This is a genomic window from Pseudothermotoga hypogea DSM 11164 = NBRC 106472 (assembly GCF_000816145.1).
GTDB lineage: Bacteria > Thermotogota > Thermotogae > Thermotogales > DSM-5069 > Pseudothermotoga_A > Pseudothermotoga_A hypogea.
In genome coordinates, this window is the sequence record NZ_CP007141.1 from 723449 (window position 1) to 736531 (window position 13083).

Here is a 13083-nt window from a genome sequence, read left to right on the forward strand (position 1 = left end):
ACACCAGGAGTCGACCCACTGTACGAAATACGACACCGTATTCATGCATCGAAGATATCATATCATTCACCGACGAGTAAGTTTATCACTTGCGATTGAACCGCTGGTTCACAGAGCACCATGACCCTGTCCTCAGCCAGCAGTTCCGTTTCTCCGCGTGGTATCACGACAGCATTGTTTCTGATGATCGCACCGATGACACAGTTGTTCGGTAGTGGTATATCCTTCAGCTTTTTGCCGACAGAGGGCGAGGTTCTGGGTATCTCGAGACGCAAAAAAACAAGTCTTCCTTCCTCAACGGGTGAAAACTCCTCCATCTCATCGACAAGCAAAAGACCCTGGATCGTCTGTAACAACAGGTTCGTTGGGCTGACCGCTGCTTTCACACCGAGACGATAAAAGATCTCTATGTCTTCCGGATCGTTGACGAGCGTAACTATGCGCTCTACCCCGTAATAGTGTCGAAGCATTTGGGATATTATGAGGTTATCACGATCCGTGTTCGTCAACACCACGACCAGATCCTCACCACTGAGATCGAGCTGATCGAGCACACTCTTCTTGCTCCCATCGCCTAAGATGACAACCGCTGAAAGGTTCTTAGCGAGGCTCTCGCAAGCGCGTGGGTCTTTGTTCACTATGTACACGTGATAGCCTTTTGAAATCATCATGCGTGCCAAATGATAAGCGATTTTCTGCCCACCTATGATTACGAACTTCAAGTTTCTCGCACCCCTAATTCTCGCAGAATACTCATCGCAGTGAGTCGTGTGGGTGATACGATGTCGATGTCGAATTCTTTGAATATGTCCTCGTTCGATGGATCGTTGACTCGCGCTATCACTCGCTTGACTCCGAAGAACCTTTTGGCCACCGTTGAGACCATGAAATTGGTGTTGTCGTCACCCGTCAACGCGACCAACACGTCAGCTTTATCGAGTCGAGCCTCTCTCAAAACGGAGATCTCAGTCACGTCTCCGTTGATCTTGAACCCGGTGAACTCTTCAGGAAGATTCTCGAGCGCTGTTTCATCCGTATCGATCACTACAACGTTGCTTCCAGAAACTGAGAGGCTCGTCGCCACGATCGAACCAATTCTTCCACAACCTGCTATGACCACATACAAAGATTCAGTTTTCTTCATACTTTGCAATCTCCTTTAACGCCTTCTTGTGGTCTGGATCGAGCGCCAACGCGGCCTTCAGGTACTTGTGCGCAAGTGTCTTGTTGCCAAGCTTTTCCATCACCATTGCGTAAATGACGTGCGCTTCTGCATCAGGTCGTATTGAGAAGAGTTCACGGGCAAGTTTCTCGGCTGTGGTCAGCTTGCCTTGCTCCAGCTTTTCCTCCACCAGACGAGCGAGTCTTTCAAAGCTCAGTTGCTCTCTGTTGAGTAGCTCTTCTACCTTCTTCACAAGATCCTGAGCCGAAAAAGGTTTGGAGAGATAGTCTCCAGCACCCTGCTTCAGAGCTTCAACTACGGGTGTGGCATTGGTAACCGCTGAAACTATCAGGGCGGGCACCTCTATGCCTTCCTGTTTCATACGCTTCAACAACTCAGTACCCGACATACCCGGCAATCTCAAGTCGAGTATGAGCAGATCAAACTTCACTTTACGTAGTTCTACAAGCGCTTCCTCGCCAGTAGCAATTGTCGTCACACTGTGATCGTTTTCCTCGAGGATCTTTTTGATGAGATTTCTGACGTTCCGCTCATCGTCCACTACCAAAATGTTAGCCATACGCTTTCACATTTTCATAGTGTATCACTCTTCACACGTTCAAGTACCTTCTGATCTCCCAATCGGTTACACTGATACTGAATTCTCTCCATTCTCTTCTCTTCAGTTCCAGGAATTTTCTGAAAATGTGCTCTCCGAGAACTTCTTTGACGAGAGTGGAGTTTTTCATTTCCTCCAATGCGTCCTTCAGCGAACCGGGCAACGATTCTATCTTTATCTGAGCCTTCTTCTCATCGCTCATCGTGTAGATGTTTTCCTCGATCGGCAGAGGTGGGTCGGTACGTTTTTCGATTCCATCCAGGCCCGCTGCCACCATCACGGCGAGTGCCAGATAGGTGTTGCAGCTGGGATCTGGTGCTCTGTACTCAATCCTCGTCGATTTGCCCCTGGCAGCTGGAACCCTTATCAGAGCACTCCTGTTCGCCTTCGACCAGGCGATGTTCACGGGAGCCTCATAACCTGGTACCAAGCGTTTGTAACTGTTCACTGTTGGGTTCGTGATTGCGGTGATCTCCTTGGCGTGTGCGATCAAACCACCAACGAAGTAATACAGCGTCTTTGAAAGGCCGTCCGAAGCGCTGGGATCATGGAAAGCGTTTTCTCCGTCCCTGAAGAGACTCAAGTGCGTGTGCATCCCCGAACCGTTGATCCCAAAGAAGGGTTTCGGCATGAACGTGACGTGCAAGTTGTACTTTATGGCGATCGTCTTCAAAACCAACTTCACAGTCTGTGTGTTGTCTGCTGTCCTGACCAGTTCATCGTAACGAAAATCGACCTCGTGCTGTGAGGGTGCCCCTTCATGGTGTGAAGCCTCAACGTCGATGCCCATCGTTCTAAGGGCCACGGCCGCTTCGCTTCTCAGAGATTCAACCTGGTTGAGGGGCAACAGGTCAAAGTAACTTCCCCGATCGAGCGTCTCTGCCACGGGGAAACCTTTCGAGTCTCTTGGTACAACGAAGAATTCCAGTTCAGGCCCGGCATAGGGGACAAAGCCCATCTTCTTTGCCTTTTCGACGACGAGTTTCAGTCTGTATCGCGGATCCCCCTCAAACGGTGTTCCGTCAGGTTTGTACACATCACAGATCAACCTCGCGCTCTTGATACCGTCGGTTGTCCAAGGCAGAATGGCGAAAGTTTCTGGATCGGGCCTCAGGTACATGTCCGATTCTTCGATTCTCACAAAACCTTCGATGGACGATCCATCGAACATGATACCCCTTTCAAAGGCCCTGGGTAGCTCTTGAGTGGGTATCTCCACGTTCTTGACGTTCCCGTTGATGTCCGAAAACTGCAATCTCACGAACTGGATACTTTCTTCCTCCACGAGCTTCAGAACATCCTCCGCTTTCATTTCGATTCCCCCTCGCGACTCTTATATGCATGTATTTTATGACGAGTAATTTTTCGCGTTCGTTAAGGGAAATTAAGTGGAAGAGACGAGTCGGTTCATTTTTCTCAGAACCGATAAGAAGCGCTGCGAATCCTTTGAAACGATCTTAGCGAGCAGTTCTTCGGTGAGCATTTCCAGAACGGGTTTGAACGTGAGTCTGTGAAACTCTGTCGGGCCATAACGACGAAGATTCTCAAGGTGTTCTCTGGTTGGGTAGCCTTTGTGTTTGTAAAAACCATAATCAGGATAGCGCTCGTGGAACATTTCCATGAGGTGATCTCGCGTCACTTTCGCAACTATCGATGCCGCGGCGATGGAAGCACTCTTTCGGTCTCCTTTCACCACGCACGTGCCCTGTTGAGAAAGTTTCAACGATTTTCCATCGACCAAAACAAAAGCGCCCGGATAGTGGAGATTCTCGAGGGCGCGGTTCATGGCGATTCTTGTTGCGTTCAGGATGTTGTACGTGTCTATCTCCTCTTCGGACGCGATACCAACTCCAACCTCGGCGCATTTCTGTATCTCTTCAAAGAGACGCTCCCTCTGTCCTGGACTCAATTGCTTTGAATCGTACACGTCCAGCGGTTCGAGCAACACAACCGCGGCGGCGACCACAGGTCCCGCTATGCAACCTCTCCCTGCTTCATCCACCCCTATGATGGTGCCAAAACTTGATCTGTAAAACTCGTCAAAAAGGAACAACTCTCTTCTCATCAAGGATCTATATTACTACAGCTTCATCTCGTGTGACGCTCCAGCACGAACCTTCAAAGATCCGTCAACAAAGGTGCCACTTCAAAGTTTTCGTGAACAACGCACGGCGTCGTCGAATATCTTGATAATCAATTCCTCGTAACTCAACTTCGCGGCTTCCGCCATCTTGATTATGTCGGAATAGTTTGGAGTGAGCATCGGAAGTGAGTTCACGTCGAGAAAGTAAACCTCGTTTCCCCTTACACGCAGATCCATGCGAGTGTAATTTCTCAGGTTCAAAGCCTTGAAAGCCATTCGTGCGTAATGTTCTATCTTTCTTCTCAGATCTTCATCGATGCGCGCAGGACAGAAGTAACGCGTCTGCTCACCATAGTAATGTTTAACCCTGTAGGAATAAAACCGCTCGAGCCCGTCTGGCAGTGTGGAAAAATCTATCTCGAGAATGGGTAGCACTTCATTCGCCACGATACCCACACTGAGTTCTTTTCCTTCTATGAACTCTTCCACCAGTGCAGGTTCGTTGAACTCTTCGTGAACCCTCTTCACAGCCTTTTTGAGTGCTTCCACACTCTCGACCACCGAATCCGCATCGATTCCCTTTGCACTACCTTGTCTCGAAGGTTTCACTATGGCGGGACGAAAATCCATCGTCTTTGGCTCTTCACCGACCGGTACGACGAAGAAATTCGGCGTTGGTATTCCGTAATGCTGAAGAACGATCTTGGTCATGATCTTGTCGGTGCAGAGAGCGTGTGCGAGTGCAGAAGAACCCGTATAGGGTATTCTCAAGACGTCGAGTACAGCAGGAACATGCATTTGAAGATGTGCAGTCGACAGATTGAAGACCGCATCGAAAGTCTTGACGCGTTCGATGAAGTCATCACCAAATGGAAGCTTTTCAACGTCGTGATGTTTCGACAAAGCCTCGCAAACGCTGTCGATCATTTTGACACGTGACTCGTCGAGATTTTCAAGATCGTAGACGACGGCAACTTTCATTCATGTGACCTCCCCAGAATTTTTGCAAGTCTTTCTTTCTCACTAATTACTCTTCCATTTTCATCAACGCATCTGCACTGTCCATCTATTATCGCAGTTCTGACCTCGCCTTTCGCCACGGAGAAACCTTTGAGTGCCGGAGCGTCCAGTATTCCGATCTTAACGGCTTCGAAGAGTAGGTCTGGGTTAAGTAAATCTTCATCGGAGCCACCACCGAGTGACTTGATGGCTTCAATTATCTGCAAGGCTTCTTCTTTGATTCGCTCCTTTTCCCCTCGTATCCAAGGATCCGCCAGAGGATCTGAAAGACCGCGCAGTGCAACGTTTATGGCCCTTCTGGCAATCTTGACGCTCTCTATGATCTCCTTTGCCGTAGCTCTCTTCACAGATTCACAATAGGCGACGACGTGCACTATGTGCGGTTCAAGCGCCATCCCGTAGAACATGGAGACGCCTATCTGTCCCTTTGCCGCATCGGGGTCTGCTGGCATAGACATCAGACCTGTTCTTATCATTCGATAAACTTTGAAATTTTCATCTGCGAGGCTTTCAACAAGTTCCCTTTTCGCCATCATCTTGGCGATGTCACCTTTCGGCGATAAACCCATGGGTGTTTCCAGCATGAACTGTTGCACGTACTCCTTCACACCAAGCTTCTTCGCGGCAAAGGTGGCGAGGTACGCCGCGGCGACCTCCACGGCATCGTGGGCTAATCTCAAGGCCCACTGGTGAGAGTCGGTCACTTCAACCGGCACATCGTTCTCACCGTTCCAGCGTATCGCCTCCATGTTCTCCTTGATCGCTTCAAGCAAAGGCCTGTCGGAGCGTCTGTCGAGGTCGCTGTACCACATGAGCGGTATCGCCGCCCACGCATTGTTAAGTGTCTCCTTCAGCAGTTTTGAAAACTCCACCATGTGTCTCGTGCCTGCGTAGCACCTGACGAGCGGATAATTTCCTCTTCTGCTTGCTTGGTACGATCTCACGAAGTCTTCTTTTGTTCTTATCGGTGCCCCACCGGCACCATCTTGCTTTGGATCCATCTTCTCCGGTTCGAAAAAGAACTGTTGACAGTTCTGATCAGGTGCAATGGATATGACGTCCAGCAGTTGAGAATCCGCCATTTTTTCGATCTCTTTTATGGTCTCTTCGAGCGTTTGTAACCCTATGTGATGTCGTATGAGAGGAAAAGGGCTTTTGAATTTTATTCTTTCACCCAGCCTCTGCGGGTAAATCTCCATTCTTTGTAATTTCCGCGCCTCTCCTCTCAAGAACATGACGATTTCATCCATCTCTTCGGTCCCATCGAAGACCTTACTTATAAAATTGAACGTTCTCGCGACACTGGCCGTCTCCACCGTACCACCGAATATGTATGTCTTATTCAGAAGACCACGTTCTTTCAACAGATGTTCCAAGGTTTGCAGAAGATTTCTCAGTGCTTCCGCACCGAGTCTGTAACTCATCGCGACGACATCAGGATCGTGCTTCTCTATCTCTTCCACGAGTTTCTCTATCGGTACGGCGGAACCTATGTACAGTGTTTCGTAACCGTTCTCCTTCGCCAAGTTGAGAAAATTGAGCAAACCAACGTTGTGAACGCAGCTTCCTATGGAGGCACCGATCATCTTCATTGCCATCCCTCCTCCATGATTCGCTTGACCTCTTCGAGGGTTTTCCCCTTGAGATGAAGCCTCTCAAAGTTCCTACCCTCTTTGAAGAAGTCGATGCCCATCATGATCGAGGCGAGCTTGACGATGGCATCGATCGTGGGTGTTTTCACCTTAACCAACTTTCCGAAGGCTGATATGGGCACCAAACTTGTGGGCACGTCCTCCAAGATGTATCTGTTCTCGAGGCTCGTGGGCGCCTGTATGCCCCTGTAACCTTCGTTGTTGTGTATCGCATCGTACAGATCCTTCCCCTTCACATCGTACGCGTAGGATAACCACTGCACGGCCGTCATGGGTTCAATGCCAAACTTCCTTGCGACTGCGCACCTTTCTTCGTCGATCGCTTGCAGAACCTTCGCCACAGATGGGCTTATGCCCTCAAAGTAGAACTCAAACTTTCCGAACGTCGTTTCCACCCAACCTGCGTTCAAGACAATTGTGGCAGGATGAAAAACTGCACCTATGTTGTTGAAACTCGTGTAAAGCGTGTTCGGCGCGAGTTCAAACTCGGGCATGACCTTCAGAAGGGTTTCTTCCAGGTCTTTGTTTCTCGCCGCAGGGAGAGCCGCAACCGGCACGGCGTTCTTGATTCTGAAGATTCGTACCACGCCAGGATTAGACATGCGTGATGCGAAGACGAATGTTTGGGCCTCAGCGATGACAACGTCTTTCTGCACACCCTTTTCCTTCAACACGTTGGCGAACTCCAGAGCTCCAGCCGTTCTTCCTGGATTGAGCACGATGATTTGACCATCTTCGAGCAGTGGGGCGAGCTTTTCGGCCACTTCACGGTGTGCGTTGGCTGGAACGACGACCATGAGGAGTTTTCTACCCTTGATCGCTTCTGCCAAATCCGTCGTTGCAAAAGAAATCTGCGCCGTTGCGTTGACTTCACCCTCGAGCTTGATCTTCCTCGTCTTCAAAATGGGTGCGATCCTTTTTTCGGATCTGTTGTACAGTGAAACGTCATACCCTTTTAGAGCAAGATACCCTGCAAGAGCTTGCCCACCATTGCCTGCGCCAATTACGCATATTTTCACATACATCACCTCCGTATCGGTACTATTGCAATCTTAACACATGTTACGGTCCGATTCAAGATGCGGAGGATATCAATCAAAGTTACTTATAAATTTCTTACTGTTTATTTGGTATAATCACTCCTGGTGAAGAAACTTTGCTGTCCGTGGTTGCGGTCCCCATAGTCTTCATCTTCAATGAACCATACATGGTCTTCATACGCAGAGCTCACCACTTGAGCAGACACGCGAATCAAGTTGCCTTTCCGGGAGGCTTAGTCGAAGACGGTGAAACACTCGTAGAAGCTATGTTTCGGGAGCTCGAAGAAGAAATTGGTGTTGCAAAAGATCGCTGCAGCTTACTTGGTACGTTGTCCTCGACTGTGACGGGAAAGTCAAACCTCTTGGTTCAAGCGTTCCTCGTTCAAATTGATCGGCCCCATTTCAGACTTAACAAATCTGAGGTGCAGGATCTTTACCTCGTCAGTTTATCGTTGTTCGATAGAATTTCGTGTGACGAGATCGTGCTTCCAAGCGGTGGCAGAACGTGCAGATTCGTCATCGATGGGATCGTGATATGGGGTGCGACGGCAAGGATCATCAGAGATTCTCTGGAGAAAATGAAACGATTACTGGAGGGATTCAAAGATGAACTTTCTGATCGCCCGGGTGACTGATCCTGTTGAACATCTTTCGCGAGTCGGCGTCGATCCTGCGTCGATACCGATCTTCAAAAACAAGGGTGAGTTCGTCAGCTTGCTCATCTACGACGTTCCAGCGATCAGCGCGAACGTGATCAAACAAGAAATGCTCGCCGCTGGTGGAGATGCAGCCGTTCACAAACACTCGATCACGCTGAAGGTCCAGTCTACCCATGTTCTGACGATGGGAACGCTCGCACAGCACAAAAAACTCGTTGAAAAACTTTCCTTGATGCACTACTGGAACCTCGATGAGATCGCACGGGACATAAAGAACTGTCTCTTCGAGACCAAAGTTCGTGCCATAGAGCTTCCATCGGGTCGAAGATTGGAGTTCGAGAAACCTTTGATCATGGGCATCGTTAACGTCACACCGGACTCTTTCTATGCTGCGAGTCGTGTTGAGAAAGATAAACTGATCGATCTTGCCGCGAGAATGGTTAAAGAAGGTGTGGACATCATCGACATCGGTGGCGAATCGACCAGACCCGGTTCTGAAAGGGTCAGCGAGGATGAAGAACTCAACAGAGTCGTACCCGCCGTCGAGACCGTGCGGAAAAACTTTGATGTTTTCATTTCTGTTGACACCTACAAAGCGAAGGTCGCAGAAGAAGCGCTGAAGAACGGTGCAGAGATCGTGAACGACGTGAGCGCGCTCAGGTTCGATCCAGAGATGATAAATGTTCTCAAGACCTACAAACCCGCGGTGGTGTTGATGCACATGAAAGGTGAGCCAAAGACGATGCAGGAGAATCCCTATTACGAAGATGTCGTCAAAGAGGTCCTCTACTTCTTCAAAGAGAGAATCGAGAAACTTCGCGAAATCGGTCTGGAAGACAAAATCATAATCGATCCTGGCATCGGTTTTGGAAAAAGGCTCGTTGACAATCTGGAGATAATAAAACGAATTTCCGAATTCAAGAGTTTGGGGAAACCCGTGCTCGTGGGGGCTTCAAGAAAGTCTTTCATAGGCCAGGTTCTGGGCAACGTGCCTCCCGAAGAAAGACTGTACGGTACCCTCGCGGTGACAGCTTACTGTGTTCTGAACGGTGTTGACATCGTCAGAGTTCACGATGTTAAGGAAAATCTGCACGTTGTCAAGCTGATCCGGGCGATTCAGCCGCAAAGTAGATGAAGTTGGTTGAAAACTGTGCAGTATCGGTTCGCAACACTCATCAGTAAACCCGCGTTGTTTTGTGCCTAAATCTTATGGTACAATATTACAAACTTTGAAGGGGAGGTGTGTCTGGTGAAGAAGTTTCTGTTCTTCTCTCTGGTTCTCATCGCAGTCCTCTCGTTCTCCGCTAAGTACGGTGGAGTTGCTCGCTACGTGATGGGTGCCGACGCGGTCAGTTTGTTACCAGCCAACCAGACCGACAACATCAGCGGAACGGTGTGCCGCCATATCTTCGACGGTCTTGTCGAGTTTGACGAGAAGTTGAACATCACACCTGCGCTTGCGGAAAGGTGGGAGATTTCACAAGATGGTACTGAGTACACCTTCTACCTCAGAAAAGGTGTGAAGTTCCACGATGGAGCCGACTTCAACGCCCAGGCGGTCAAAAAGTACTACGACTATGTTCTGAACAGCTCTCTCAGAAGAACCGGTTTGTTCAAAGGCATCGTGAAAGAGATTGTCGTCGTCGATGACTACACAGTGAAGTTCATTCTTGAAAAGCCGTATTCTCCGTTCTTGAACAGGCTCGCTCACGAAGCCGCCCTGATAGTCTCTCCAAAGGCTATCGATGCATATGGCAGCGATCCAGCCAAACTCGGTAAAAATCCTGTTGGAACAGGCCCATTCATGCTCAAAGAATGGAAGATCGGAGAAAGGATAGAACTTGTCAAGAACCCGAATTACTGGAGAGAGGGTCAACCTTACCTGGACGGTATCGTCTTCACAATCGTTCCGGAAGATGTTTCGAGGGTCACACAGCTGAGGGCCGGCGATGTGGATGTGATGTTCAACCCACCACCTGCACTCGTGCCCGTTCTTCAAAAGGACGAAAAACTCGTCGTGAGGGTTGAACCGAGCCTGAGGGTGATCTACATCGGATTCAACACGAGGAAAGCCCCACTGAGCGATGTTAGAGTTAGACAAGCACTCAACTATGCGATCGACAAGCAGAAGCTCTGCGCCACGATCATGAGAAACCTTGCGATCCCATCCGATTCACCGCTTGCTAAATACACCTTTGGCTATTACTCAACTGGAGGTTATCCCTACGATCCAGCGAAGGCGAAGCAGTTGTTGAAGGAAGCTGGTGTCGAGAATCTCAAACTTGAGCTGTTGACACCGAAGGGCAGATACCTCAACGATTACGAAGTCGCGGTCGCCGTGCAGGGCATGTTGAAAGAAGTGGGAGTCACGGTGGACGTGAAACCAATGGAGTGGGCGAGTTACATAAACAAGCTGTTCTCGAGCAACCCGGCAGACTGGGACTACGAGCTCTTCCTGCTCGGTTGGGCCCCTTCGACTGGCGAAGGACACTGGGTGCTCTATCCGCTTTTCCACTCTGACAACATGAATCCTAACGGTACGGGAGACAACAACACTTTCTACAGCAACCCGAAGGTCGACGAGCTCATAGACAAAATCGCCCACGAGCTTGACAAAGAAAAGCTTCTGCAGTACTATGCGGAGGTACAAAAGATCATCGTGCAAGACGCACCTTGGATCTTCCTCTACAATATGACTAACATCGTGGCGCACAAGAAACAGTTGAAAAACGTCTGGCTGCTGCCTACAGAGTTCGTCATTCTCAAGTACGCTTGGTTCGAATGAAAAGGTGCGGCTCACGCCGCACCTTTTTCTCTCATTGAAGCTTTTCTCTTCACAGGCAAGGCCTCTTTCGTAATGAGTTCAAAGCATCTGAACAAGGGAGCTTTTTTCAAACGATTGAGTCGGGAGATGATCGCTTCCGCCTTCGTTCTCCTTTTTTCATAACCGTCACGAGGTACAGCACTGCAGCTGAAGGCTGTAGGATCACTTCGATGTGCCCGTCACTCACTTTGATCCTTCCGTTCCTCTGAACCATCGCTCGGGAATCCTTAGACTCGAGCACATTCTTCAACTCTTCCAAGCTCACGCCTCTCTCAATCATTCTCTCGTACGCATGCGGAGTCAGAAGAAGGTTCTTTCCCAACAGATTCACGTGGATAACCGTGTTTACGTTATCGTGCGTCACTTTGCGTCGATTAAAAAATTCCGTCTTTGTCTGACGACTTCTGTAGGTGATCGCAAAGAGTGATGCGAGTACGATCGTGACCCCAAGGATCTGCTCGGAGCCTATTCTTTCGCCTCTGAAAATCACACCAGCTAAGCACGCAACAACCGTGGTCAGGTTCGAAAACAGGCTGGTCAGAATGGGCGAAGCGTGTTTCACCATGTAGTTGAGTAGGAAGAAGGCCACGGCCGATGAAAGTATTCCAAGATACAGCGCCGCCGAGACAGTATGGACATTGAGCAGGAGTTTGAACTGACCTGTGAGTGTGCTGAGAAGAGTGAAAAAGACGAATCCAGACAGCATCATGAAAAAGCTTATCTCCTCTGGGGTGAACTCTTTCGAGAACTTTCTCGCGTTGATTGTGTACAGTGCCGCCGAAAAAACCGCAAGCAACATCAACAGTTTACCGAACAGGTTCTGAGCCGTCATGTTGAACCCAACTATGAGTACACTACCAAGAAAGCTTGTAAGCAACAGAGCGTAGTGGATACTATCGCCGCGTTCCTTGAGCATGAAGATCGCAAGAACGTTCACAACGATGGGTATCAGTGCAACGATCATGCCAGCTTCAGAAGAGTTGATCCTCGCAACTCCCATCGTTTCGAAAAGAAAATACAGGATGGGCTGAAAAATGATCAATCTCCAGAGCTTCCAGTATGGCTTTTTCTCGAACCTGATCACACCGAAAAATTTGAGCGCTACGAACAAAACGCTCGCGACGAAAAAACGGTACGAAAGGAATGTCAAAGGATTCAAATGATCCAGCGCGTTCTTGGTGAAAAGGAATGAGAAGCCGAAAATCAATGAGACACAAAAGCCTGCTAAAACGACCTGCCAACTCACCCGATCACTCCTTCAGGACTTCAGCCACTCCAGAACCGCATCTGTCACCGCTTCCTTCTCCACGTCGTTGGAAAGTACGTGCCCCGACTTTTCGAAGATCAAGAGTTTTCTCTTCTCAGAGCGCACGTTGTCGTAGATGAACTGTGCGGCTTTCAGAGGCACCAGTTCATCGTTTCGCGCCGCGACGACGAGCGTTTCAGAAACTATTTGTCGCACAGCCTTTCTCGACATCTTGATCAACTTGTAGAGTTCTGCGCCCTGCTTGGGCCATTCGTAGGACCAATACTCTCTGTTGAGAGTCTCCATCGCGGGATCTTCGTACGTCTGCGATTTTTGCTTTGGGAGCTTGTCCCTGAAGAGAGCGACGAACTTGGCAAATTTTATTCTGTTGCTGGTCAGGTGAGTGGCTGCCGCTAAAGTCACAAGTTTTTTCGGTTTCAAAACGGACGCCATGATGATCGCTATAACCCCACCCATGGACAGACCGACTATGTGTACATCCTTACAGATCGCTTTCAGATCGTAATAGGCATCGAACGCCCGACGGAGCCAGTCGTGTGCCTTGGTGGTTAGGAAATCTTCACCGCATGTACCGTGCCCGGGCAAGCGGGGAACTGAGACCGTAAAGCCAGCTTCATAGGTCTTCTTCGCCATGTAAGTGAAATCGTGGGGTGAACCCGTGAAACCGTGGACGAACAGAACCCCCACTTCGCCGTTGATTTGAAAAACTGGCAGCGAGCAACTTGCAGTCTTGCAATCAACGAAACGCACGCCGTTC

General features: G+C 49.3%; 13 protein-coding genes. 3 read left to right on the forward strand and 10 right to left on the reverse strand.

Translation table 11 applies throughout. The features are described from left to right. Positions 1 to 62: 62 nt before the first annotated feature. The 8 genes from AJ81_RS03700 to AJ81_RS03735 all read right to left on the reverse strand — a co-directional run bounded on the left by AJ81_RS03700 (position 63) and on the right by AJ81_RS03735 (position 7555). Positions 63 to 722: a potassium channel family protein gene (locus tag AJ81_RS03700; protein ID WP_031505275.1), complete on the reverse strand. Its 660-nt coding sequence runs from the start codon at positions 720 to 722 to the stop codon at positions 63 to 65. Next, positions 719 to 1144 (reverse strand): potassium channel family protein, encoded by a 426-nt coding sequence (locus tag AJ81_RS03705; protein ID WP_031505274.1) that lies wholly within the window; start codon positions 1142 to 1144, stop codon positions 719 to 721. The genes AJ81_RS03700 and AJ81_RS03705 overlap by 4 nt, the downstream gene beginning before the upstream one ends. Further along, positions 1131 to 1742 (reverse strand): response regulator, encoded by a 612-nt coding sequence (locus tag AJ81_RS03710; RefSeq protein WP_031505273.1) that lies wholly within the window; start codon positions 1740 to 1742, stop codon positions 1131 to 1133. Before AJ81_RS03710 ends, AJ81_RS03705 begins: the two co-directional genes overlap by 14 nt. Before the next feature lie 31 nt (positions 1743 to 1773). After that, positions 1774 to 3093 (reverse strand): type I glutamate--ammonia ligase, encoded by a 1320-nt coding sequence (glnA, locus tag AJ81_RS03715; protein ID WP_031505272.1) that lies wholly within the window; start codon positions 3091 to 3093, stop codon positions 1774 to 1776. 72 nt (positions 3094 to 3165) lie between these two features. Then, a complete protein-coding gene (locus AJ81_RS03720) occupies positions 3166 to 3846 on the reverse strand; it encodes a ribonuclease HII (RefSeq protein WP_031505271.1) in 681 nt (226 codons plus the stop codon). An 81-nt stretch (positions 3847 to 3927) separates the two neighbouring features. After that, entirely contained in the window at positions 3928 to 4845 is a 918-nt protein-coding gene (locus tag AJ81_RS03725) for a D-alanine--D-alanine ligase family protein (protein WP_031505270.1), read from the reverse strand. After that, positions 4842 to 6476, reverse strand: coding sequence for a cobalamin-dependent protein (locus tag AJ81_RS03730; RefSeq protein ID WP_031505269.1), 1635 nt, complete (start codon positions 6474 to 6476; stop codon positions 4842 to 4844). The genes AJ81_RS03725 and AJ81_RS03730 overlap by 4 nt, the downstream gene beginning before the upstream one ends. Continuing rightward, the gene (locus AJ81_RS03735; RefSeq protein WP_031505268.1) at positions 6473 to 7555 is read right to left on the reverse strand and encodes an NAD/NADP-dependent octopine/nopaline dehydrogenase family protein; all 1083 of its coding nucleotides are present in this window, start codon (positions 7553 to 7555) and stop codon (positions 6473 to 6475) included. The genes AJ81_RS03730 and AJ81_RS03735 overlap by 4 nt, the downstream gene beginning before the upstream one ends. A 146-nt stretch (positions 7556 to 7701) precedes the next feature. On the opposite strand from AJ81_RS03735, the gene AJ81_RS03740 reads away from it, so the two are divergent. From AJ81_RS03740 to AJ81_RS03750, 3 genes are all read left to right on the forward strand, one after another. Beyond that, positions 7702 to 8211 carry an NUDIX hydrolase gene (locus tag AJ81_RS03740; protein WP_038059885.1) on the forward strand — a complete coding sequence of 170 codons (510 nt, stop codon included), beginning with the start codon at positions 7702 to 7704 and terminating at the stop codon, positions 8209 to 8211. Further along, positions 8183 to 9370 (forward strand): dihydropteroate synthase, encoded by a 1188-nt coding sequence (gene folP, locus AJ81_RS03745; RefSeq protein WP_081708892.1) that lies wholly within the window; start codon positions 8183 to 8185, stop codon positions 9368 to 9370. Before AJ81_RS03740 ends, folP begins: the two co-directional genes overlap by 29 nt. A gap of 114 nt (positions 9371 to 9484) precedes the next feature. Next, complete coding sequence (locus AJ81_RS03750) at positions 9485 to 11020, forward strand: glutathione ABC transporter substrate-binding protein (protein WP_031505265.1); 1536 nt, start codon at positions 9485 to 9487, stop codon at positions 11018 to 11020. 106 nt (positions 11021 to 11126) lie between these two features. Here AJ81_RS03750 and AJ81_RS03755 read toward each other — a convergent pair whose 3' ends face one another. After that, positions 11127 to 12305 carry an EamA family transporter gene (locus AJ81_RS03755; RefSeq protein WP_064462316.1) on the reverse strand — a complete coding sequence of 393 codons (1179 nt, stop codon included), beginning with the start codon at positions 12303 to 12305 and terminating at the stop codon, positions 11127 to 11129. Positions 12306 to 12317: 12 nt separating this feature from the next. Further along, positions 12318 to 13076, reverse strand: a complete 759-nt coding sequence (locus tag AJ81_RS03760; RefSeq protein ID WP_031505263.1) for an alpha/beta hydrolase — start codon at positions 13074 to 13076, stop codon at positions 12318 to 12320. Between the last annotated feature and the right edge of the window lie 7 nt (positions 13077 to 13083).